We start from the raw sequence: 23,811 nt of genomic DNA, 5'->3' as shown, positions 1-23,811 counted from the left end.
AGCCCGAAACTGCCGTTCAACCTACGCGACAGATGCTGCGTCGTAGCCGTTTATTTCGGACACCAATCGATCGCGCAGTATGCCTCCTCACACAAGGGCCTTATTCTTGCACGGCGAATTGGCACGCCCTCTAATCTGGTCTCAATCCTAACTTGTTCCCTCAAACGGGACAGAAGCGTCGCTCGCAATAGTAGAAGGATAAAAAATGCCAGTGCCCACTGATTCTGGTGATTGGGAAGAATTTAGAGACTTGATGGCCGAGCACCTGAAATGGGCCAATCTAGACGTTTCGATTAAGCAAATTGCAGAAGATAATAAGGCCCTCGTCCAGGACCTTGCAAAATATGACCCCGCTTCTGCCATACCGCTGCTTGCAAGCCTTTTGACGCTACCAAAATATCAATCAAACTGCATACGAATAGAGATATTAACATCTCTTGCGGTGGTTTATTGCCGCGGAAAGAAGAAGGCCAACATTGGTCAAGCGGTGCGATGGTTTTACAAGATCGGTAAATCTCAATGCGTGTTCAGTGAGGACCCGGCAGAAGACGTATTCGTTGCGCTTGTGCAAGATCCATCAGGCGGCGACTACCGAATACTGGAGGGGGTATGGGAGGCCTCTGGTTTTTATACACAGCGCGTATTTGACGTCATGAATTCTATGCCAGATGTTGGCCATTTTGGCCAAATCAAACGTTGCGTTCGCGCAATCCTAAAAATTTCGGATTTCGTTTGTGCCCGCTCTGACCTTCACCGCTATCAGTTGGGCTCCGATGAGCGACATTCAGCGCTCTCACCTAAAGAGCTTCCCCCAAAAAATGAACTGACTTCAAGGGTTAAGGTTACTTTTAAGGAGCTAAACGCGCTTGGAATCGAGCCCAACGATATCGACCCCTTTATTCTGGGCGCCGATAGCAAGGCTAAACTACCCAGCCAAGTACCCGGATCAGGCAATTTGAACCGGCATCCACTCATGTTGTTTGATGATGAAGGCATTGTCGTAGCGATGCCTAGCGCTCTTTCCATAGCCGCGCGGATTTACTTGATAGAGAACATCTTTGACGGAGCACTCGTCTCTTCCTTCGATAGCACACTTGCGAAGGGTTATTCTCGCCTCCTTTTTCATACTCCTCTGCTGGGTGGGCCATTGCACGCGCCAGTGCACTGGAAAAAGGTAGGAGATCACCGGTTCTCGACCTTCCATTTCAAGGTCGATGAAGGCTACATCATTTCCTATCATCTCTTTCTTCCATCGCTCAGCATCGATGCTGACAAAAGCTTCAATACGTTCGTTGAAGATGATGGGACGCTTACCGCAGCAGTCCAAGGAACCATCGATGACATCGTAAAGCACTGCGATAACCAAGAGACCTTCAAAGAGGGTGTTGCCGTAGTTGCAGGATGCGGTTGGGGAAAAGGATACGCGACGAAGTATATCGAACTTGATCACCCAAAATGGCGGGTCCAAATGATGTCAGTTGCTGATCTTGTTCGTGTTAGCTGGCTTTCCGAAATGAACCCGCTTTACTTTTGGCGCATTCAAGACGGTATCGAAGCGATCACCAAGGCCGGTGTTCAGATACAAAACATTAATGGTCTGCTGAATCTTATCGGCTGGGTGCAAAGTAATGACGGCCACTTTGTACCACATGCTCAGCTTCCCGAAGGTGAGATATCGCCTCAACGGCCCTTGATGTTGCAGCCGCCATTGAACCTCTTACGTGATGTGCGCGCGCGATCAGATCACGGCTATGACAGACACTCTCTGATGGATAACAACGGGGTGTGGCATGACGTACAGCGTGTAGGACCAGAGCCGTTTTTCTCTTCAGAGAGTTCCCGACGAGTATATGCCTCGACAAGTGATGTTCAGGCTGGACATTTGACCGCAGTCTATGAAGGCAAACTACACTACTGGCTAACAGTTTCTGTATCGAACACTGACATGGGAGATGTCGAATACCGCCTCTGGGAAATGCTAAGTGAGTGGCTGCATCGTGTTGGTAATGTGGTTGATGAACAACTCCCTGCCAATAATTCAGGGAAGAGTCTGAGGGTTTATGCCGAGTTTTACGATCACAAGCCGCCTGATGAGGCGGCCAAAAAACCGTCAGTACAAACCCTGGAAAAACTCTGCAAGGTAGAGTCGCATGAGGAGCCTAATGCCATCAGAGTTGTATTTGCCGTTGGCTTTCTAGATGGCTTCCGAATTGCTGAGAACGTAGCGGAACGGCTCGTCGCGCGTGCTCTCGCCCGTGGCTATCTCACGTTGCTGGGTTCTGATGAACCCGAGCGCACTGCAATCGAGCTTGAAGAGGAGATCGTTCCAAATGATCAAGCGAGGAGTTTCCATTTCTTCCGAGCCCGGAAGTTCCTGGACTTCACACGTCAGAAGCTACCTCATGAGTTGATTTCGATAGATCTCCTTGATGATGCCGCAGCAAAAGTTGGGTTAGGCTGGCGTGTCACTGATAAAGGCGGTTCAAACCAAATATCAGGACGGGATGAGTGTACCAATTTCCTCAATAAGGCCGTCGATGTTCTGCTATCTGAAATTTTTGCGGTGCTATCGAAGCTGGAGCGGACAGCCACAATCACTCGCCTCGTGGAGAATGTCGAGAAGGCTAGCTCTGATGAGGATCACTGGACGAGAACTTCCGCTGCTTTGCTGGGGCTTCATGGCGACCAGCCCGGCACTATCGACCGTTTTGTCGAACAAACCTCGAAATTCGCAGGTGCGAGCGTTTCAAGCCGTATCTTGGCTGAAATCGCTGTTTGTGTTTGCCCACTAGGAGAAGGTGCGCGCCCATCGGAAATCGAGCTCAGCAAGCTGATAGCAAAGATCGCGCTCGTCGTGCGGCTCGGCGGCCTATCTGATGCCATTCGCTTCAATGCGCTTTCCCCAGAGCTTACGATATCACCCCTCGGCGACATTTTGTTTCGAAACGACTTCGGAGAGAACGTGGTAGAGCCGATGTTATCTCAGCATGCTTCCGAAAATATGATAGCAAAAGCTCCTCAGCAAAAGAAAAACTACGAAGAACCGAAGGTAGTTGAAAAGGTCAAAGGCCAAATCTCAGATGAGTTTTGGGCGATTTGGCAAATAGAGATGGGCTTCGACATCGACCAAGCGCGCCTCATTATGGATGCCTTTGATGATAAAGGGATCAAAGATGAGAAAGCGCTGTATATAATGAATAAGTCGGATATCTTTGAACTTCTTGCAAAACGGGACATCCCTGAAGGCATTGCCGGGAAGTTTCTTGACAGGTTTTCCCTTTGGCCAAGGGCGCAATGGGAGAACCCGCCCAAGGGTTTCAAATTGCGAGAGATTTATCCTTGGCGCTTCGGGCGCAGGCTCTCGTTTGTAACGCGCCCAATTGTCAGGTTGGATGAAACAAAAGACCCGACATACCTTATTGCACCTAACGCACTTCGAACTGGCTTCGCGTACGTGATGGACGGAGCATACCGCGGGCAACTCGATCAGGATTTCTTCCAAACCAAAGAAATGAAAGATAATTGGTGGGGCAAGGCAAGCGAAGGCCACAGTTTCAATTCTGATGTAGCCAAAGCTTTAGAAGAACAAGGTTGGACGGTACGCGAGAACATTGGCCTTCCTGAAATCCTAAACAAAAAACTAGATCGTGATTTTGGCGATGTTGATGTTCTAGGTTGGCGATCTGACAGAGGAGACATCCTCGTAATCGAGTCAAAAGACCTTTCCTTCGCCCGAAATTACTCAGAGGTTGCGGCTCTTTTGGCAGATTATCAGGGCGGAACTAGAGATGGAAAAGCTGATAAACTCAGGCGACATTTGGATCGCGTCGCGTTGATTGCAGAGAACCGAGAGCGGGTTTCCAATTTCACTGGTGTTGCTAGTCCCAAGATCAAGTCTTGGCTTGTGTGCAGCGGCATAGTACCCATGCAGTATGCAGCGATAGACGCTCTCAAAGACACGGCTGTCGGAGGGATTGACGACGTGACGAAAGCGTAGCAATGCAAGACAATGCGTCCTTATGGATCGCCTGCAGTTCTCTGATTGTCGGCTCTTTGCTGGTGCCTCACGGCCTCGCGCTTGCAGAGAAGTTCCACATCCCGCCCTATCTTTTAATGCCCTTTCACTTAGAGCATAGAACTGGCGATTTCAGCGAGTGTACGAGAGGTGGTTGCTCTGCATAACTCGATCAGTGCAAGAACGTTTCATCATTCCGAGGAAAAATGTCAGAGCAAGGACGTTTTCGGCAGCAACTCACCTGAAAGATCGCAGCATTCATCTATTCTTGGATGCCAGGTCTGCGTTTTACCTGCCTTCGAATTACCCCTGATTCTTGACAGGCTTAGAAATCGACATCACGGCCAAAGAAATGACCTGATCCAATCAAATATGCAGTTTGGCGGGTATGTTGGCGGGTAGCTGGCAAAAACCGCCATTTTTTCCAATGAATTCAAAGGAAAGTGGCGGACCGAGGAGGATTCGAACCCCCGACCCCTTGATTCGTAGTCAAGTACTCTATCCAGCTGAGCTATCGGTCCGCGTTGGTGAGGCGCTATGTAGACCCGGGGCGGTGGACGTGCAAGTCGATTCTGTAAAAAATCCTCAAAAAGTCTCGTCTCCGCGCGGCAGCCGTATTTCAAAGGTCGTTCCGTCGGGTCCGGTGTCTTTCAGCACCAGATCCCCGCCATGGCCGCGCACCAGTTCCTGCGAAATTGCAAGACCTAGGCCAGATCCGCCCTTACGCACACCACCCTCAAACGGGGTGAACAGGTTTTCGCGCGCTTTGGGTGGCAGCCCGGGACCTGTATCGCTGACTTCGATGCACCAGATGCTCTCCAGCTCGCACCCCACGATGACGATCCGACCCGGTTTTCCAGAGGCAACCAGCGCCTGCCGCGCATTGCGGACAAGGTTCATGATGACTCGGTACAATTGCTCAGGGTCGGCACGTGCGATCAGGTCGTTCGGTACTTCGTTCACAATCTCGACGCAGGCATCGGCCACCGCCAATTGCTCGCTTGCAGCCACGTCCGCAGCAATGTCGCGAACCTTTACCATGTTCAGTGTCGGTGCGGGTTCTTCTGCACGGCCAAAGGCCAGTGTGCTTTCGCAAAGGGAAACCGCTCGGGTGATCGAGTTGACCAGCTTCGGCGCCATGCGTTTGACCAACGGATCATCGCTCGCCTCAATCCGGTCCGTAAAAAGCTGCGCCGAGGTCAGGATATTCCGCAAATCGTGGCTGACCTTGGCCACGGCACCACCCAATTGCGCCAATCGCTCGCGCTGTTTCAACGCCTGTGTCAGGTCCGTTTGCAACATTTGCAAGGCTTCTTCCGCCTCGCGCAGTTCGGTCACTTTCGAACTCGGCGAGATGATGCCACGCGCATCCTCGGGCGCGCTAGCATAGCGCTGCATATAGCCGACAACACTTTTGATCGGACGAACAAGAACAACACGTACTGCGAGAAACAGCAGCGACGCCGTTATGATCGAGATAACAAATGACAGTCCAAGGATTCGAAGGCCATAGTCCACCATCGCCATCCGCAAAGGTGCGCTTTCCATGGTCACTTCGATTAACAAACCAGCCCGTTTGACAGGTTCTCCGATCACACGAATTACTTCGTTCTCGACCGTGAATATCCGTGTCATCGCATCACGGATTAGAATCCAGGGGCCTGCATCCCGCAGATCGTAAGTATTGGTGATCTGTTCTGGGATGGGTGAGGACAGCATCAACTGACGCACCTCATCACGTCTGAGTACGACATTATAGACGCCCGCGTTTTCCAGCAGTTCGGCCTCAAGCTCATCGGCAAGCATGTCATCGGCTAACAGCGCCAGCGATGCGATCTGCGCGCGCTCCAGCCGGTTTAGTAGAAAGTCTTCCCGGAAGCGCGCTATCGACGGGACAAAGATCAGGATTTCGGCCAGCATCACGAAGACCGTCGTCAAGATCAGGAAACGGCCCGACAGCGAGTTCAATTGACGCTCCTTCTTTGGGTCAGGGAATCCAGCGCTGGACAAACCTGACCACACGTTTAACTGTCTGATTCTCAAACAGCCTCGGCGAGAAATAAGCACCCGCGACGCGTTTGTTAAGCTCTCCGATCGTCGGATAGGGCGAAACCATCGCGGCGATCTGACCCATCTTGAGGTTATTGGCCAGCGCCAGAGACCACAAGTTGATCAACTCTCCGGCCTGATGTCCCACGATTGTTGCACCAACCGGGCGGCCTTTGACGACCATCACCTTGATGAAACCCTTGGTCTTTCGTTCAGAAATCGCGCGGTCATTGTGATGATAGTCAAACCGGGCAATTTCCATCGCCTCACCATGTTGTTCGCGGGCTTGCACCTCTGTCAAACCGACCTGAGCGAGTTCCGGGTCGGTATAGGTTGCCCACGGAATATGCGCCGTTTTGGCTTTTGAGGGCAGTCCAAACAATGCTGACCGAATAATGATGCCAGCATGATACCCTGCAACATGGGTGAATTGCAGTCCACCTGCGACATCGCCAATCGCATAAACCTTGCGGTTGGTCGTACGTAATGCGTCGTCAACCTTGATACCGGTGCGTGTTCGGTCGATACCAGCAGCCTCAAGGTTCAAACGATCCACATTTGCCTTGCGCCCGGCGGCCATCAACAGATGGGTACCTGAAATGATATCGCCGTTCTCGGTCACAACTTCGATCTTACCGTCCTCACCACGTATCTGAGCGACCATGGCTTGCTCGCGGATATCGACGCCTTCTGCCCTTAGGGTGTCCACAACCACGGCCGCAGCCTCGGGGTCATCTTTGCCCAGCGCCTTCATGCCTTCGATCACTGTAACTTTGCAGCCCAACCGGATATGCGCTTGCGCCATTTCCATGCCGATAGGCCCCCCACCGATGATCAGCAGATGGTCCGGCTTGTCGCGCAGATCGAAAACGGTCTCGTTAGTGTAATACGGCACATCGTCCAAACCGGGGATCGGAGGCACCAACGGAGATGACCCGGTCGCAATCACAACACGGCGCGCAGCAATCACGGTGTCCCCGGCCTGCACCTCGGTTGGCGACAGGAAGGTGCCGAACTCTCGGATGACTGTCACGCCAAAGCCCTCGAACCGTTCCTGACTGTCCATCGGCTCGATCTGAGAGATTACATCATGAACGTGATCTTTCGCTGCACCATAGTCGACCTGAGGCACAACATTCACCACTCCAAACGACGTGGCGTGCCCCTGCGCGTAAGCCGCTTTGCCACTTGCGATCAGCGCCTTTGATGGGACGCAGCCAAAGTTCAGGCAGTCACCACCCATCTTGTGGCCTTCCAGCAGGATCACGTCGGCCCCCATCTGTGCGGCTCCTGCGGCAACTGACAATCCGCCCGATCCGGCTCCGATCACCAGGATATCCGTCTTCACTTTCTTCATGCGTTCAGGTGTCCTTTTTGCCGCGCAGGGCTTTGATCACAATTGGCAACGCGGCCAGCACACAAAGACCGATGATCGGGCCGATCACAAACGGTTCCCACAAAAGGGATACATCAGGCGTTTCACCCCGATCAAACACACCGCCCAGCCCGACGCCGATCCACGTGTACACGATCCCGCCCGGAATAATCCCCAGCGCTGTGGTGATCAGGAAGTTACGGAACTTCACACCGACCAGTGCGGGCACCAGATTGGCGACAAAGAAAGGTACCACCGGAACCAGCCGCAAGAGGAACAGCACAGAAATCTCGTTCTCGCGCAGCCCGTCTTTCAGCTTCTTGACCGTGCCTTCCGAGGATTCCAACCGCGCGGTCAGCGATCCACCCAAACCCCAACGGGCGGCCAGGAAAATCGCCGATGCGCCAATCGTCGCCGCGAAAACGTTGAAAACCGTTCCCGCGAACAAGCCAAACAGGAAGCCGCCAGTCATAGAAGCCACGGCTGCACCGGGCAAGGAGAAGGCCACAATCACGATGTAGATTGCGATAAAGGCACCGGCCATGGCCCAGTAATTTGCATCCCGCCAGGCCAGAAGCGCCTCACGATTATCGCGCAGGGTTTCGAAGCTGAGGTAATCGCCAAGCGTGAAGAACCCGAGCGCTGCGACCGCAAGGATCACCAGCAGTGGGATATGTCGCGCAACGCCGCTGCGCGGTGGCTGGGTTGTTTCACTCATGGGTGCGTCCGGCTTGGTCTGTTTCATTCTGACCCCAACATGCGTTGCCCGACCGCGAAACGACAGGTCCCTCACGCGGCCTTGAACTATGTGGCAGGGAATGTGAGGGTTTCGGGCGCAAAACCCGGAATCTGAAACCTTTTCGACGGCCCGGTTACAGAATTGTTGCAAAAGGTGTCAAAACCCCCGTCTTGGGGTTTGACTTACCCCCCGCTTAGCAGTAGAGGACGGGCTTCGAACACTAGGGCCAGGCGAATCCGCGCCGCACCCGACCGCTATAGATTGGAGACGGAGCGATGAAACGCACCTATCAGCCTTCGAACCTGGTTCGCAAACGCCGCCACGGTTTCCGCGCGCGCATGGCCACCAAGGCCGGCCGTAAAATCCTGAACGCGCGCCGCGCACGTGGCCGCAAGTCGCTGAGCGCGTAAACCGCTCGACCTGTCAGGTTATGAACATGACGCCGCCGGAGGCCCCTGAGGTTGGTAAGAACCACCCCCGGGAAAAGCCCCCGGCGGCTTCTGTTTGCGCGCCAATATCTCTGAATGTTCTCAAGAATCGGCCAGATTTCCTAAAAGCCGCGCGCGCGCGCAGGCAGGGCACATCGTCGATGATGGTGCAGGCCCGCAAACGCGCACCGGACGAAGCACCCGGAATACGGGTTGGGTTCACCTGTTCCAAGAAGGTTGGCAACGCTGTCGCCCGCAACCGCGCCAAACGACGCTTGCGCGAAGCAGCGCGTGCCATTCTGCCTAGCCGAGGGCATGACGGCTGGGATTATGTGCTGATCGGACGCGCCGAGGTCACCGGGGCCTGCCCCTATGACACTCTGCTGAACGATCTGAAATACGCGCTGCGCAAAATCCACGGCACGGGCAAATGACCTTTCTGGCTCATATCGTCGCCCTGCCCGTCCGGGCGTATCGGTTGATCTTTAGCCCCTGGGTTGGGTTCAACTGCCGCTATCAGCCCACCTGCTCGGCCTACGCGCTGGACGCACTTGAGAAGCATGGGGCGATAAAAGGGGCATGGCTTGCCGCACGCAGAATCGGACGGTGCCATCCCTGGGGTGGCGATGGGTACGATCCGGTTCCAGAATGCCGGACGCGTAAAGACAAAACCTGATGCTCAACACCCGGCAATTGTCTTGCCGGGATGCCTCAAACTCTTTAGGGCAGGCCCATGTTTGACGAAGCAGATGATATCCACCCGCTATTCGCTGGCGCGCCCTCGACCACCGAGTTCAAGAAGCTGCGCAAACGTATCGTACGCCAAACCCGCGAGGCCATCGAACATTACGGGATGGTGGATCCCTCTACCCATGACAAGGACGGCAAGCCCCCCCGATGGCTGGTTTGCCTGTCCGGGGGGAAGGACAGCTATACCCTGCTTGCCGTTCTCTATGAGCTAAAGTGGCGTGGCCTGCTGCCTGTCGATCTGCTGGCCTGCAATCTGGACCAGGGGCAACCCGGTTTTCCCGCCACCGTACTTCCTGAGTTCCTGAAGCGCATGGATGTACCCCACCGGATCGAATATCAGGACACCTACTCGATCGTAGTGGACAAAGTCCCACAAGGTCGCACCTATTGTGCACTGTGTTCTCGCCTGCGTCGCGGTAACCTGTATCGTATCGCACGCGAAGAGGGGTGTTCAGCCGTTGTGCTGGGCCATCACCGAGACGATATTCTGGAAACCTTCTTCATGAACCTGTTCCATGGCGGTCGTCTGGCCACGATGCCGCCCAAGCTGGTCAATGAAGAGGGCGATCTGTTCGTCTTTCGCCCACTGGCCCATGTGGCCGAAATCGATTGCGAGAAATTTGCCAATGCCATGCGCTACCCGATCATTCCCTGCGATCTGTGCGGAAGTCAGGACGGGTTGCAACGCCAGCAGGTCAAACAGATTCTGGATCAGTGGGAAAAGAACAGCCCCGGTCGGCGGCAGGTCATGTTCCGCGCGCTGACCAACGCCCGACCATCACACCTGCTGGACCCGAAACTGTTCGATTTCGCAGGGCTTTCTTTGGAACCAGGCAAAAAACCTGAAAATTCAGGCGAAATTCCGCACCTGCGTTAACGGCTGACTCAGATTGGTTTCATACGGTCAGGGCCTGTGATCACTTCTCAGGGCCTGGAAACCGATGCGGAACCTACCTTCTTTTGACCGTCTGGCGCGCAACCTTGCGTCGCTGCTGAATTCCTCATCCGCCCTTGCCTTCATTCCTGCGCTCAGCCTTGGTGCGTTCTGGATCGGGGGTGAACGCGCGCTTGTCGCCGCAGCTTTGGGTCTGCCGTTGATCGTCGCGGCAGCGGGCCGATTTGGGTCAAAGGCGGGTGGAAAGTTTGGGACAGATCAGGCAGGTGGTCTTCTCACCAACGACCGCTTCGATACAGAGTTGGAGGCGGTGTTTCATGCCTCACAGCAAAGCGGCGAAGTATCCGCCTGTATTGTCATTGCACTGGATGACTATACTCAAATTCTCGATCTGCACGGCCAGGCGGCAACAAGCCTTATATCCGAACAGGTTTGCAACCGCATCCTGACGGTCATCCGCAGCCAGGACTTTGTAACCCGGTTAGCCGGCAACAGGATTCTGATTGCCCTGCGTCCGGCGCAACAACTGGATTTAGAGGCCTGCATACAAATGGCGGGGCGCATCCAGTCGGCCATAGAAGATCCGATACCGCTGAACGGCACCGGTATATATGTCTCATGCTCCATCGGGTTCTGCCTCAGCTCAGGCGAACCTGACGGGACCCCGGAAATGTGGAAGGACGCCGCCAACAATGCACTGGTCGAGGCGCAGCAAAATGGCCCATCCACGATTCGCGCCTATTCGTCAGATACGCGCCGCCGCTCTCGCATTCGCACCAATCTGAAGAAAGAGTTCGCGGCCGCCCTCAACAGTGGGGAAATCCGCCCGTGGTTTCAGCCGCAGATCTCCACCGATACCGGCAGGGTCACCGGGTTTGAAGCACTGGCAAGATGGGAGCATCCACAAAAAGGCGTATTGGGCCCGCATGTGTTTCTGCCCTTTGCCGAGCAGGCCGAGATGATGGAGCGGTTCGGCCAAACCATCCGTCATCATGCCTTCAAAGCCATGCGAGATTGGGATCGGGCCGGAGTTGTCGTGCCGCGGATCGGCATAAACTTTTCATCTGATGAATTGCGAGACCCCGGCCTGATCGACCGCCTGAAATGGGAGATGGATCAATTCGACCTCACTCCGGACAGGCTGGCGGTCGAAATCCTGGAAACCGTTTTTTCGCGTAGGCCCGATGACGTGATCACGCGAAACGTCACCGGTATGGCCGCGCTTGGATGCTGCATTGATCTGGACGATTTTGGCACCGGGCATGCTTCAATTGCGTCGATCAAACGGTTTCAGGTCTCTCGGATCAAGATCGACCGGTCCTTTGTGGCCAAATCTGATCAGGACCCAAGCCAGCAACAGCTTGCGAGTGCGATCCTAACCATGGCGGAACGTCTGAAAGTTGAAACCCTGGCCGAAGGGGTGGAAACCCCTGGCGAACATGCGCTGATGGCGCAGCTTGGTTGCAACCATGTTCAGGGATTTGGCATTGGAAAACCGATGCCCTTTGAAAAAACCCTGGATTGGATTGCTGCGCATCGCAACAAGGTCAACGGTGTTCCGAAGATTGGCCGGCAAACGGGATCACAAGGCGGATTTTAAGCCCAATATGGGTGATCCGTGACGAATTGACAGCCGATTCCGCTTGACCTTTGGGCCTGCACTCTGTTGAACCCTGCGGGTGTCTTTCACTGCTCAAGGTGGCTGTCCCAGATGGACGATCAGAATAAGAACCTCATCCTCGCAACCGCGCTCAGCTTTCTGGTGATCCTGGTCTGGTTCGTCCTGTTCCCCCCGCCGGAGCCCAGCACAGTGACCGAGGATGCCGAAATCGCGGCAATAGGTGAGGCCGAGATTCAAACGCCCAGCGCAACCGCAAGTGGAACCGTGGGCGAAGCTACCGCCGCCGCCGAAGAAACGCTACCCGAAGAACAGGCCCCGCGCGTGGAAATCGACACGCCCCGCCTGAAAGGCAGCCTGTCACTGTCGGGCGGACGTATCGATGAGCTGTTCCTGAAAGATTACAAGGTCTCGATCGAAGAAGACGCACCGATTGTTGAACTGCTATCACCGGTTGGATCAAACTCTGCCTATTACGCCCTTTACGGCTGGGCACCCGGTACGGGCGTTTCGGGCGAAGACGTCCCCGGCCCCAACACGCTGTGGGCTCTGGAACAGGGTGAAACCCTGAGCCCGGACAGCCCCGTGACGCTCGCGTGGGAGAACGGCAATGGGTTGACCTTCCGCCGCACCATCTCGGTCGATGACAACTACATGTTCTCGGTGACCCAATCCGTTGAAAACGCCACCGCATCCGAGGTCAGCATGGCCCCTTATGGCATTCTGGCGCGTCACGGCATTGGCGAGGATGGCGATCTGCCTGGCTTGAAAAACTTCTTTATCCTGCATGAAGGGGCCATGGTCATGGCCGATGGCGTGCTGGATGAGATCGACTACGGCGATGTGCGTGATTTCGACATCGACCCGAACGAGCGCGCGCAGGCCGAAGTCTTTCAGGTGAAAGAGGGTGGCTGGGTTGGTTTCACAGATCACTATTGGATGACAACCCTGATCCCTGCCGAAGGCGCGACGTTCAAGGCCGCCGCAAAATACGACGCTCGGCGCAAAATCTACCAAACCGAGACAGTGCTGCCGACCATCACAGTCGCCTCAGGCGCGACCGAACAGACCACGACGCGGCTGTTTGCTGGCGCGAAAGAGTGGGAAACCATTCGCGAATACCAAGCCGAAGGCGTGCAGAAATTCATCGAAAGCATCGATTGGGGTTGGTTTGCTTTCCTGACCAAACCAATCTTCTGGTTGCTGCACAACATCAACGCGCAGATCGGCAACATGGGCTGGTCGATTATCGGCCTGACGCTGATCATCAAGGCCATCCTGTTCCCACTGGCGTTCAAATCCTATGTCTCGATGGCCAAGATGAAGGAATTGCAGCCGCAGATGGAGGCCCTGAAAGAGGCCGCTGGCGATGACCGCCAGAAGATGCAGCAGGGCATGATGGAACTGTACAAGAAGGAAAAGGTGAACCCGGCTGCGGGCTGTCTGCCGATCCTGATGCAGATCCCGATCTTCTTCTCGCTGTACAAGGTGATCTTTGTCACCATCGAACTGCGCCAAGCCCCATGGTTTGGCCCGTTCCAAGACCTCAGCGCGCCGGACCCGACCTCGATCTACAATTTCTTCGGCTTGCTGCCTTGGGCCGCACCTGCGCCCGAGACCTTCCTGGCACTGATCTTCATCGGCATCCTGCCCTTGCTGTTGGGTATCTCGATGTGGATGCAGCAGAAGCTGAACCCGGCACCAACCGACCCGACGCAGGCGATGATCTTTGCCTGGATGCCCTGGGTCTTCATGTTCATGCTGGGCGGGTTTGCCAGCGGTCTGGTCGTCTACTGGATTGCGAACAACACCATCACCTTCACGCAGCAATATCTGATCATGCGCAGCCAGGGATATTCACCGGATGTGTTCGGCAATATCAAATCGGGCTTCAAGCGCACACCAAAGACGGATGACAAATGAACGGCACCGTAACCTGCATATGGCGACACCCCATCAAAAGCCATGGGCGGGAGAGCCTGAGTGACGTGACATTGATCCCCGGGCAGACCATGCCCGGGGATCGCGTTTGGGCGGTCGCGCATGAGGCTTCGAAAGCTGATGGATCAAAATGGGTACCCTGCGCCAATTTCAGCCGCGGATCCAAAGCGCCCAACTTGATGGCGATATCGGCACGTCTTGAGGGGGATACCCTCACCCTCAGCCATCCCGACAGGCCCGATCTGCGCTTTGATCCGGAGAATGAACAGGACGTGTTTCTGGACTGGGTGAAGCCTTTGATGCCTGCCGACCGAGCCGCTTCGGCACGGATCATTCGTGTGCCCGGTCGCGGCATGACAGACAGTGACTTCCCGTCGATCAGCCTGTGCAACATGGCCTCGCACCGTGCGGTTGCGCAGAAGCTGGGTCAGGATTTGTCTATCGCGCGCTGGCGCGGCAATATCTGGTTCGATGGTCTGCCCCTGTGGGAAGAATTCGACTGGCTGGGCAAGGACGTTCAGATCGGCGAGGCTGTCTTGCATGTGCGCGAACGGATTGTGCGTTGTATGGCAACCACAGCCAACCCTGAAACCGGTGTACGGGATGCAGACACGCTGGGCGCATTGAACAGCTGGGATCATCAAGATTTCGGTGTTTATGCCGAGGTGGTCAAAGGCGGCAAGATCAGCCTGGACGACAAGGTGCAGGTGCTATGACCACCCTGCCCTTCCCACTGGCTGATGACCCAGATGAGATTTCGCTGGAACGTGGGCGCAAGCTGTTTGCAGGCCCGTCGGAATTCATCAAAGGGGTCGTGGCCATGAACGGCCTGCCTGCCCCGGACAGGCTGGAGGTTTGCTTTGCCGGGCGATCCAATGTCGGTAAATCCAGCCTGATCAATGCGCTGACCGGAACCAAAGGTCTAGCGCGTGCCTCAAACACCCCCGGCCGCACGCAAGAGATCAACTTTTTCACCCAAGGCCCCGAACGGTATCTGGTCGACCTTCCCGGTTACGGCTACGCAAACGCGCCGGTCAAAGTGGTTGAGAAATGGCAGCGGCTGCTCAAGCAGTACCTGAGCGGGCGGCAAACCCTGCGTCGGGCCTTTGTTCTGATCGATTCACGCCACGGCGTAAAACCTGTAGATGATGAGATCATGAAACTGCTGGACACCAGCGCAGTGACCTTTCAATGCGTAATGACCAAGGCCGATAAGGTCAAAGCAAATGACCGGGCAAAAGTGCTGGACCAAGTCCGCGCGGCCCTGTCGAAACATCCTGCAGCCTACCCGGAGATCGTGCTGACCTCGTCCGAAAAGGGTGACGGTATCCCGATACTCCGATCCATCATTGCGCATCTCGAATGACCCTGATCCTGCGTTCCATAAGCGTTCTGACCCTGCTTGCACTGCTGACCACCGGTGCCATCCCGCAGGGTTGGATGCCTACGCAGGGCAATGACGGCAAAATCCTGCTGGTGCTCTGCACCGGCGAAGGCACGGTCGCGCAATGGGTCGATCTGGACGCGGATGAGCCACTCCATGACGATGAAGACACCCGGATCATGTGCCCCTTCGCGGGACTGACAGCCGATGCTGATTTCTCTGGGTTCTCGGTCATACTTCCCGCGGATTTCCATATCCAATCCCGTTGGGATCAGTCCGACTTTAGCCATCGCAGCGCGGGTTTCTACACGCGCTATGACGCCCGCGGACCGCCCCAAATCTCCTAAAACAGCAAACACCTACTAAACCTGCATGTTGCCCATGCAGGGTATGTCTGCATATGGAGATTCTCTAATGGCGATGGATAGCCAAAATCCGGGTACACCCCCCCCGGCGCAGAATAGTGCTGCGCAAAAATTCTACTTTGCCGCCTGGCGGTGGCACTTCTACGCAGGGATTTTCGTGATCCCGTTCCTCATCATATTGGCCGTGACCGGCTTGATGATGATGTTCATCACCCAGTTCGATGGGCGTGATGGCGAAAAAATCGGCGTTACGGTTGACGGTGACGCCTTGTCCGTTTCGCAACAGGCTCAGATCGCTCTGCACCAAGTACCCGGTCAGGTCGTGGAATGGATCGGTCCCAAGGCCGAAGATCTGGCCACTGTGTTCCGCGTTAAAACCGAGGCCGGGAATCGTATGGTCGCCGTCGACCCCTACGCTGGTCAGGTGATCGAGATCTGGGATCGGCGTGCGGGTTGGTACGATCTGGCGGACAACATCCACTCGACCCTTTTGATCGGCACCACGGGTGACCGTATCCTGGAAATTGCTGCGGGTCTGAGTTTGGTTCTGGTCTTTACCGGCCTCTATTTGTGGTGGCCCCGTGGTAATGCGCTGGCCGCGTTCATCCCAAACCTGAAGGCGCGCGGCCGTGCGCTGTGGAAATCGCTACATGCCGTTGTCGGCTTCTGGATGTCGCTGCTGCTGATCGTTTTCCTGATCTCTGGCCTGTCCTGGGCCGGGGTCTGGGGCGGCATGATTGTCCAACCCTGGAGCAGTTTCCCCGCCGAGAAATGGGACAACGTTCCGCTGTCAGACGAAACCCACGCCAGCATGAACCATGGGCACCAGAACGATGTCCCTTGGGTGTTAGAACAGACACCAATGCCCGCCTCGGGTTCGGATGTGGGGATCACTGGCGTGCCCGAGGGTGCAAGCGTCGATATCGACGCATTGGTCGAACTCGGCACTGCTCTGGGCATGGCCGGACGGTTCCGTGTGGCCTATCCCAGCGGGGAAGCGGGGGTTTGGACCTTGAACCGCGACAGCATGAGCAGCGACTCGACCGATCCGGTGCACGATCGAACCGTGCATGTGGATCAGTACACAGGCAAAATCCTGGCCGATGTGCGATATGCGGATTATTCGCTGATGGGCAAGGCCATGGCTGTTGGAATCCCACTGCATATGGGGCTGATGGGCATGTGGAACTTTGTCCTGAACCTGATGTTCTGTCTGTCGGTGATCTTTGTCTGCGTCTCGGGCGTAGTGATGTGGGTCAAACGGCGACCGCAAAAGGCCGGGCGTCTGGCGGCACCTCCGATGCCAGCAGAACTGCCCCTTTGGAAAGGTGCGGTTCTGATCGGGTTGTTCACGGCCATGGCTTTCCCACTGGTGGGTTTGACCTTGCTGGTTGTTCTCGCCTTTGACCTGCTCATCCTCAGCAACATTCCCGCGATGAAACGCGCGATGAGCTGACCTGAACAGAGGCCGCGCCAATCCGGCGCGGCCTCAGATTTCAGCAATTGCCCGGTATGGTCTTGGCAGTCCGGTCCAAACGCCCTAACAGGGTGGATCAGAGGACTGACAGCCATGAAGACACGAGACATGAACCGGGACTGGATCGCCACTGCTGCAACCCTGAACAGCGCCTTGCCGTATCTGCAGCGCTATGACGGCGCCATCGTCGTCATCAAGTTGGGCGGGCACGCTATGGGCAGTGACGAGGCGATGGACAGCTTTGCCCGAGACGTGGTTCTGATGCGTCAGGTCGGTGTGAACCCGGTCGTCGTGCATGGCGGCGGGCCAATGATCAACGCGATGCTGGAACAGTTGGATATCCAATCGGACTTCGTGAACGGCAAACGCGTTACGGACAAAGCCACCGTTGAGGTGGTTGAGATGGTCCTGTCCGGCCTGGTCAACAAACGCATCGTGCAGGCGATCAACCGTCAGGGCGGCACCGCAGTGGGCCTGTCTGGCAAGGACGCCAATCTGATGACCTGCGAGCAGACAGATGCTTCTCTGGGATATGTCGGTACGCCGTCCGAGATGAACCCGAAGGTCCTGCATGACCTATTCTCGCACGATGTGATCCCAGTCATCGCGCCGCTGGGCGCTGGTACGGACGGAGAGACATTCAACGTCAATGGCGACACAGCTGCCGGGGCCATCGCCTCGGCCCTGAAAGCGGATCGCCTGTTGCTGCTGACAGACGTGTCTGGCGTTAAAAACGCGGCCGGAGACGTGGTGACCGAGCTGAAGGCAGGGCAAATCCGCGAAATGACCCGCGAAGGCACGATCGCAGGTGGTATGATCCCCAAAACCGAAACGGCGCTAGACGCTTTGCACAGCGGCGTTCGTGCGGTGGTCATTCTGGACGGGCGCGCGCCCAATGCGGTGCTGCTCGAGCTGTTCACCGAACACGGCGCCGGGTCTCTGATCCGGCCTGATTGATCTGAGCGCGGAGGCGATATGACAGACCAGGCAGACTCCGCAGAGATCACATATGAACGCGTTGAACAGGCGGCGCAGCAGGTCGGCCTGATTGTCATGGGCGCGCTGCATCCGCACCTGACCGACGCTAAGCAGCTTGAAGGCGGAACGTTGATCTTGCTGGGTGCAGGGCCGCAATTTTGGCTCACGCTCAAAGCGGCGCCTGAGTGGCAAGGTCTCGATCCGGTAGACAATTGGTCTTTGCGCGTTGTCGGACAGTTGGCGCAACAGATGCAGGCACAGGCACATTTTCCATTCGGTGGCCCACCCTATGCTCCTTTCATCGATTGGGCGCTTAAATCCGGGCGAACCTTCGGTAGCCCTGTTGGCGCCTTGGTTCATGACACTATGGGCATGATGATCTCATTTCGGGGCGCGCTGCATTTTGTGCAGGAGTTTGAAATCCCCAAAGCCGAAGGGGCATCTCCTTGCACCACCTGCCCCGCGCCTTGCACACGAACTTGCCCGGTGGGGGCCTTGAACGATCAAAGTTTTTATAATGTGGATGCCTGCCACCGGCACCTTTCCACGCCCGAAGGCCAGACCTGTATGACAGGTGGATGTCTTGCGCGGTTGGCCTGCCCGGTCAGCGCATGCTCTGGGCGCGACCCGGAACAATCCGCCCATCATATGAGGGCATTTCACCCGTCATGACCTGCACCTTGATCCTGACCCGCCATGCAAAATCCAGCTGGGATAGCCCCATGCTGCCAGATCACGACCGGCCCTTGAACAAGCGCGGGTGCAAATCCGCACCGGCGGTCGCCGAATGGCTGCGCAGCAATGGCTGGCTGCCGGATGAGGTGCTCTGTTCCACCGCAGCCCGTACGCGCGAAACCTGGGATCGGATGGGGCTGCAAGCCGAGAAGGTGCGTTTCCTGCGCACGCTCTATCACGCGAGCCCGGAGGATATGCTAGACGTGCTATCCGGGGCCACCGAGCCCACCGTTCTGATGCTGGGGCACAATCCCGGCATTGCAGACTTCGCCAACCGTATTGTTCGCCAGCCACCGGATCACCCGCGATTCTACGACTACCCAACCTGTGCGACGACTGTGATCCGCTTTGAAAGCGATGACTGGGCGCAAGTGAATTGGAACAGCGGGTTGGTTCTGGGCTTTACGATCCCGCGCGAGCTTCTGGCATGAAAAAAGGCGGGGCTAAACCCCGCCTTTTCTGTTCGTTTCTCCGGGATCAGTGCCCCAGAATCTGGCTCAGGAACAGCTTGGTCCGTTCGCTTTGTGGATTGTTGAAGAACTCTTCCGGTTCGTTCTGTTCCACGATCTGCCCCGCATCCATAAAGATCACGCGGTTGGCAACCTGACGGGCAAAACCCATCTCGTGGGTCACACAGAGCATGGTCATTCCTTCCTCGGCCAGCTCGATCATGGTGTCGAGCACCTCTTTGATCATTTCAGGGTCCAGCGCCGATGTCGGTTCGTCGAACAACATGATCCGGGGCATCATGCACAGGCTTCGTGCAATCGCCACACGCTGCTGCTGACCCCCGGACAGCTGACCGGGATACTTATCCGCCTGTTCAGGGATTTTCACCTTTTCCAGGAAGTGCATCGCGCGCTCTTCCGCCTCTTTCTTGGGCGTCTTGCGCACCCAGATCGGGGCCAGCGTGCAGTTTTCCAAAATGGTCAGATGCGGGAACAGGTTGAAGTGCTGGAATACCATGCCAACTTCGGACCGGATCTTGTCGATGTTCTTGAGGTCATTCGACAACTCGATCCCATCTACAACAATTGTGCCCTGCTGGTGTTCCTCCAGCGCGTTCAGGCAGCGGATCAGGGTGGATTTGCCCGAGCCTGATGGGCCCGCGATAACAATCCGCTCGCCTTGATTGACGGTCAGATTGATGTCGCGCAGCACGTGAAAGGACCCGTACCACTTGTTCATCTGGTTGATTTCGATGGCGACCTCGTCGCTCACCTGCATTTTGGAGCGGTCGATTTCGCGTTCTATTGCAAGTTCAGACATGTGTTGAACTCCTTAACGATGATCTGTGGCAAGGCGACGCTCGAGCCACTGAGAATATTGAGAAATGCCGTAACAGACGACGAAGAACAGAAGCGCGGCAAAGCCCAGAAGCTCCCAATAGACGCCGTTCCATTCGGTCGACGCCAGGATAGGACCCCGGATCATGCCCACCAGATCGAACATCGAGATGACCGAAACCAGCGTAGTATCCTTGAACAGGCCAACGGCCACGTTCACGATACCAGGGATCGAGATCTTCAGAGCCTGAGGCAGGATGATCAGACGCATCGCCTGAGGGTAATCCAAGCCCAAACTGTCCGCTGCCTCGTACTGTCCACGTGGAAGCGCTGCCAGACCGCCGCGGATCACCTCGGCGATATAGGCGGCTGAGAACATGGTGATCATGATCACAACGCGCAGGAACAGGTCGACCGTGCTGTCAGGCGGGAAGAAATAGGCCAGCATCACCGAAGCCACAAACAGTAGCGTGATCAGAGGCACGCCACGGATGAATTCGATGAAGATGACACAGACCCACTTGATCAGCGGCATGTCGGACTGACGGCCCAATGCCAAGGCAATACCCAGAGGCACCGACAGGGACACACAGGTCACGCCCAGCATCATGTTCAGCATGAAGCCGCCCAGATCACGACTGGGCACATAGGGCAGCCAGGCATCCTCTGACGCCCCTTCGGGGATCAGAGCCGCGCCCACGTTCCAGACGACCAACGCGACAACGATGGCGCCAAAGAAGCCGGCGGCAAAGCTGTTCTTGCCGAACTTCTGAAACACGGCACCAGCAGCTACACAGCCCACCAGAGCCACCAACGGCGCCAGGATTGTGCCACCCCAGATCAGCCAGAAGGCAATGAAGGGATAGAGGCCGGTAAAGATCAGCATCTTGCGGGGCAGATCGAAGAACAGCACCGGTGCGAAGGCAACCAGCATCAGCACAAAGGCCAGATTTGGGCGCCAATAGGCTTCCGCAGGGTATTTGAACCCATAGATCAGCTGCGGCCAGCGTTCCGTCAGAACCGCGAAACACGCCCCTGTCTTGCCCGCCAAAATCTCCCGACACTCGGCCAAAGAATTGGCATTCCAGACCCCATTCAGGATCCACGGCAGGGTGTTTTTCAGCAGGATATAGATCAGGATCAGCGACAGAACTGTCAGGACAGTGTTTGCAACACCCGAGAACAAGTTATCCCGCAGCCATTTCACCACACCGGTCTGGTTTGCAGGCGGTGGCGAGGGCGGAATGGTCCCATCAGCCACGAATGCGATCGGATTTGTTGATTGATCGGCCATGGCTCAGCGCTCCTTCAACTTGACGGATGCGTTGTAGATGTTCATCACCATTGAGATCAGCAGCGAGGCTGTCAGGTAGAACAGCATCAGCAGCAGAACACACTCGATCGCGCGACCTGTCTGGTTCAGCGTGATACCACCCAATGTTGCGGTGATATCAGCGTAACCTACGGCAATCGCCAGCGACGAGTTCTTGGTGATGTTGAGGTACTGCGAGATCAGCGGCGGGATAATCACCCGCAAGGCCTGAGGCAGAACCACAAGGTTCATGATCCGACCCGGACGCAGACCCAGCGCCGCTGCGGCCTCGGTCTGACCTTTGTTGATCGCCTGAATACCTGCCCGCACGTTTTCCGCGATGAAGGCACCGGTGTAGATCGACAAGGCAAACCATAGGGCGATCAAGGGGCCGCCAACTTTGATGCCGCCGCTAAAGTTAAAGCCCTTTAGCTCGGGAATGTTCCAGGTCAGGCCCATCAGAACCATCAAAACCACAAGTGGTCCGAACCACACAGCCAGCTTCACAAGTAACGTCTGAGGGCGTTCACCTGTTTGTTCCTGCTTCAAAGCCGCGCGTTTTTCGATCTCACGTGATGCAAACCACGAACCGACAAGGCCCGCGATCACCAGAACCCAGCTTAGCAATGTCGAGCCAAACAGCGCATTTGCGAATTCTGGCCGTGGAACATAGACACCCCGGTTGGTAAAGGCAAACGCGTCAAACAGCATCGTCGACGTTGGATCTTCACCCCGGAAGGCACGTGGCCCCGGCAGCACGGCTGTCATGATGGTGAAAATGATAATGATCCAGATCAGAACCGGAATGTTCCGGAAAATCTCGACATAAACCGCCATCAACTTTGAGACGAGCCAGTTGTTGGACAGGCGCAAAACACCTGCGATCACACCAAACACCGTGGCAGTGATGCAGGCCAGAAACGCAACCAGCAGCGTATTCAGAATCCCGACGATGGCAGCACGGCCATGCGAGGATTGACTGTCATAGTCAATCAGACGCTGGTTGATGTCATACCCGGCGGCGTCACCAAGGAAAGCGTATGAGATATTGAGCCCTGCGGCCCGAAGGTTCTGGATCAGGTTGTTGCCCAGATACCAAATGGATAGCGCAATAACGATGGCCGCAATCACCTGGAATGTCAGTGATCTGTAGCGGGTATCGTTAATGAGCATCGACAACCGAAAATCAGCTTTCGGTGGGTCAGTCATAGTCGACATATATGGAATCCCCGTAGCTTGCGGATATTTAACCCCGGCGAGGTATTCCCCGCTCTGTAGCGTCCGCAGCAGTTATGAAAGAAAAGGGCGCAGGTTGCCCCGCGCCCTTTCCCGTGGATGTCTTAGCGGAACGGCGGCGAGTACAGCAGGCCGCCTTCGGTCCACTGTGCGTTCAGGCCGCGTGCCAGACCAATCGGGGTTTCTTCACCGATGTTCTTGGCAAACACTTCGCCGTAGTTACCATCCGCTTTGATGGCGCGCATGGCCCACTGAGCGTCCAGGCCCAGCATCTCGCCCAGCGTACCTTCGGTACCCAGCAGGCGGTTCACTTCCGGATTGTCGGTGCCAGCTGCCAGCTCGTCGATATTCGCCGAGGTCACGCCCAGCTCTTCAGCCGAAACCAGCGCGTTCAGGGTCCAGCGGACAACATCGCCCCACTCGTGATCGCCATGGCGGACCAGTGGGCCCAGCGGCTCTTTCGAGATGATTTCGGGCAGCAGAACGTGGTCACCAGGGTTTTCAAACGTGGCGCGGGTTGCGGCCAGGCCCGAAGCGTCGGTGGTGTAAACGTCACATGCGCCAGCCAGATACTGCTGTTGCGCTTCGGCGTTGGTTTCGATCGGTACCGGCTCGTAGCTGATGTTGTTGGCACGGAAGAAATCGGCCAGGTTCAGCTCGGTCGTGGTGCCGGTCTGGATGCAGACGGTTGCGCCATCCAACTCCTTGGCCGAAGTCACGCCCAATGCCTTGGGAACCATGAAGCCCTGACCATCATAGTAGTTCACGCCGGTGAATTCGAATTTCAGGTCAACGTCGCGGCTGAAGGTCCATGTGGTGTTACGGGCCAGCATGTCGATCTCACCCGATGCAAGCGCGGTAAAGCGCGTCTTGCCAGTGGTCGGCACGAACTCGACAGCGCTGGCATCGCCCAGAACTGCGGCTGCAACCGCACGGCACAGCGAGACGTCAAAGCCTTTCCATTCGCCATTCGCATCTGGTGCCGCAAAGCCAACCAGACCGGTGGTCACACCACAGTTCAGAGTACCGCGCGCCTTGACGTCATCGATAGTACCCGCCACTGCAGCGCTTGCGGCCAGACCGGCAACTGTTGCCGCGCCCAAGATTACGGATTTTTTCATTTTTACCTCTTCCTGATTTTCCGCCCCTTTTCGGGACGGCTCTATCCGGCAAAGTGGATGCCGGTAACGTTACCCCAAAGGTGTCTCCCCTTTAGTGGGCACGAGTT

The 23,811-nt window shown here is 56.2% G+C and carries 21 protein-coding genes and 1 tRNA gene; 14 read left to right on the top strand and 8 right to left on the bottom strand.

Annotated elements, in window-relative coordinates; all coding sequences use genetic code 11:
* The first annotated feature begins 205 nt into the window (after positions 1–205).
* Complete coding sequence (locus AC2FGE_RS10630; protein WP_496819192.1) at positions 206–3,997, top strand: anti-phage protein Upx-like protein; 3,792 nt, start codon at positions 206–208, stop codon at positions 3,995–3,997.
* Positions 3,998–4,459: 462 nt separating this feature from the next.
* On the opposite strand, the gene AC2FGE_RS10625 is transcribed toward AC2FGE_RS10630, so the two are convergent.
* The 4 genes from AC2FGE_RS10625 to AC2FGE_RS10610 form a co-directional block, all read right to left on the bottom strand.
* A tRNA-Arg gene (locus tag AC2FGE_RS10625) sits at positions 4,460–4,536 on the bottom strand.
* Positions 4,537–4,600: 64 nt separating this feature from the next.
* Positions 4,601–5,983: an ATP-binding protein gene (locus tag AC2FGE_RS10620; protein ID WP_496819191.1), complete on the bottom strand. Its 1,383-nt coding sequence runs from the start codon at positions 5,981–5,983 to the stop codon at positions 4,601–4,603.
* A 19-nt stretch (positions 5,984–6,002) separates the two neighbouring features.
* Entirely contained in the window at positions 6,003–7,421 is a 1,419-nt protein-coding gene (locus tag AC2FGE_RS10615; RefSeq protein WP_496819190.1) for a dihydrolipoyl dehydrogenase family protein, read from the bottom strand.
* Between the two features lie 4 nt (positions 7,422–7,425).
* Complete coding sequence (locus AC2FGE_RS10610) at positions 7,426–8,157, bottom strand: TVP38/TMEM64 family protein (protein WP_496819189.1); 732 nt, start codon at positions 8,155–8,157, stop codon at positions 7,426–7,428.
* A 296-nt stretch (positions 8,158–8,453) separates the two neighbouring features.
* On the opposite strand from AC2FGE_RS10610, the gene rpmH reads away from it, so the two are divergent.
* From rpmH to AC2FGE_RS10545, 13 genes are all read left to right on the top strand, one after another.
* Positions 8,454–8,588 (top strand): 50S ribosomal protein L34, encoded by a 135-nt coding sequence (gene rpmH / locus AC2FGE_RS10605; protein WP_005980833.1) that lies wholly within the window; start codon positions 8,454–8,456, stop codon positions 8,586–8,588.
* A 26-nt stretch (positions 8,589–8,614) separates the two neighbouring features.
* Complete coding sequence (rnpA, locus tag AC2FGE_RS10600) at positions 8,615–9,040, top strand: ribonuclease P protein component (protein ID WP_496819188.1); 426 nt, start codon at positions 8,615–8,617, stop codon at positions 9,038–9,040.
* Positions 9,037–9,282 carry a membrane protein insertion efficiency factor YidD gene (gene yidD, locus AC2FGE_RS10595; protein ID WP_496819187.1) on the top strand — a complete coding sequence of 82 codons (246 nt, stop codon included), beginning with the start codon at positions 9,037–9,039 and terminating at the stop codon, positions 9,280–9,282. Before rnpA ends, yidD begins: the two co-directional genes overlap by 4 nt.
* A gap of 57 nt (positions 9,283–9,339) precedes the next feature.
* The gene (gene ttcA / locus AC2FGE_RS10590; protein WP_496819186.1) at positions 9,340–10,233 is read left to right on the top strand and encodes a tRNA 2-thiocytidine(32) synthetase TtcA; all 894 of its coding nucleotides are present in this window, start codon (positions 9,340–9,342) and stop codon (positions 10,231–10,233) included.
* A gap of 64 nt (positions 10,234–10,297) precedes the next feature.
* Positions 10,298–11,851 (top strand): putative bifunctional diguanylate cyclase/phosphodiesterase, encoded by a 1,554-nt coding sequence (locus tag AC2FGE_RS10585; RefSeq protein WP_496819185.1) that lies wholly within the window; start codon positions 10,298–10,300, stop codon positions 11,849–11,851.
* A 111-nt stretch (positions 11,852–11,962) separates the two neighbouring features.
* Positions 11,963–13,792 (top strand): membrane protein insertase YidC, encoded by a 1,830-nt coding sequence (yidC, locus tag AC2FGE_RS10580; protein ID WP_496819184.1) that lies wholly within the window; start codon positions 11,963–11,965, stop codon positions 13,790–13,792.
* Positions 13,789–14,526 carry an MOSC domain-containing protein gene (locus tag AC2FGE_RS10575; RefSeq protein WP_496819183.1) on the top strand — a complete coding sequence of 246 codons (738 nt, stop codon included), beginning with the start codon at positions 13,789–13,791 and terminating at the stop codon, positions 14,524–14,526. The genes yidC and AC2FGE_RS10575 overlap by 4 nt, the downstream gene beginning before the upstream one ends.
* Positions 14,523–15,176, top strand: coding sequence for a ribosome biogenesis GTP-binding protein YihA/YsxC (gene yihA, locus AC2FGE_RS10570; protein ID WP_496819182.1), 654 nt, complete (start codon positions 14,523–14,525; stop codon positions 15,174–15,176). Before AC2FGE_RS10575 ends, yihA begins: the two co-directional genes overlap by 4 nt.
* Entirely contained in the window at positions 15,173–15,541 is a 369-nt protein-coding gene (locus AC2FGE_RS10565; RefSeq protein WP_496819181.1) for a DUF2946 domain-containing protein, read from the top strand. Before yihA ends, AC2FGE_RS10565 begins: the two co-directional genes overlap by 4 nt.
* 67 nt (positions 15,542–15,608) lie before the next feature.
* A complete protein-coding gene (locus AC2FGE_RS10560; protein ID WP_496819180.1) occupies positions 15,609–17,015 on the top strand; it encodes a PepSY-associated TM helix domain-containing protein in 1,407 nt (468 codons plus the stop codon).
* A gap of 114 nt (positions 17,016–17,129) precedes the next feature.
* A complete protein-coding gene (gene argB / locus AC2FGE_RS10555) occupies positions 17,130–17,993 on the top strand; it encodes an acetylglutamate kinase (protein WP_496819179.1) in 864 nt (287 codons plus the stop codon).
* An 18-nt stretch (positions 17,994–18,011) separates the two neighbouring features.
* The gene (locus AC2FGE_RS10550) at positions 18,012–18,686 is read left to right on the top strand and encodes a ferredoxin (RefSeq protein ID WP_496819178.1); all 675 of its coding nucleotides are present in this window, start codon (positions 18,012–18,014) and stop codon (positions 18,684–18,686) included.
* The gene (locus AC2FGE_RS10545) at positions 18,683–19,180 is read left to right on the top strand and encodes a SixA phosphatase family protein (RefSeq protein ID WP_496819177.1); all 498 of its coding nucleotides are present in this window, start codon (positions 18,683–18,685) and stop codon (positions 19,178–19,180) included. The genes AC2FGE_RS10550 and AC2FGE_RS10545 overlap by 4 nt, the downstream gene beginning before the upstream one ends.
* A gap of 46 nt (positions 19,181–19,226) precedes the next feature.
* Here AC2FGE_RS10545 and AC2FGE_RS10540 read toward each other — a convergent pair whose 3' ends face one another.
* The 4 genes from AC2FGE_RS10540 to AC2FGE_RS10525 all read right to left on the bottom strand — a co-directional run bounded on the left by AC2FGE_RS10540 (position 19,227) and on the right by AC2FGE_RS10525 (position 23,704).
* A complete protein-coding gene (locus AC2FGE_RS10540) occupies positions 19,227–20,018 on the bottom strand; it encodes an amino acid ABC transporter ATP-binding protein (RefSeq protein ID WP_496819176.1) in 792 nt (263 codons plus the stop codon).
* 12 nt (positions 20,019–20,030) lie between these two features.
* Positions 20,031–21,329, bottom strand: coding sequence for an amino acid ABC transporter permease (locus AC2FGE_RS10535; protein WP_496819175.1), 1,299 nt, complete (start codon positions 21,327–21,329; stop codon positions 20,031–20,033).
* A gap of 3 nt (positions 21,330–21,332) precedes the next feature.
* Positions 21,333–22,565: an amino acid ABC transporter permease gene (locus AC2FGE_RS10530; RefSeq protein ID WP_496819174.1), complete on the bottom strand. Its 1,233-nt coding sequence runs from the start codon at positions 22,563–22,565 to the stop codon at positions 21,333–21,335.
* Between the two features lie 122 nt (positions 22,566–22,687).
* Positions 22,688–23,704, bottom strand: coding sequence for an amino acid ABC transporter substrate-binding protein (locus AC2FGE_RS10525; protein ID WP_170531599.1), 1,017 nt, complete (start codon positions 23,702–23,704; stop codon positions 22,688–22,690).
* Positions 23,705–23,811 lie beyond the last annotated feature (107 nt).

It is taken from the genome of Ruegeria sp. YTSA075 (genome assembly GCF_059610245.1).
Note: the sequence above shows the minus strand (reverse complement) of the source record. Positions and strands in the feature narration are given on the sequence as shown.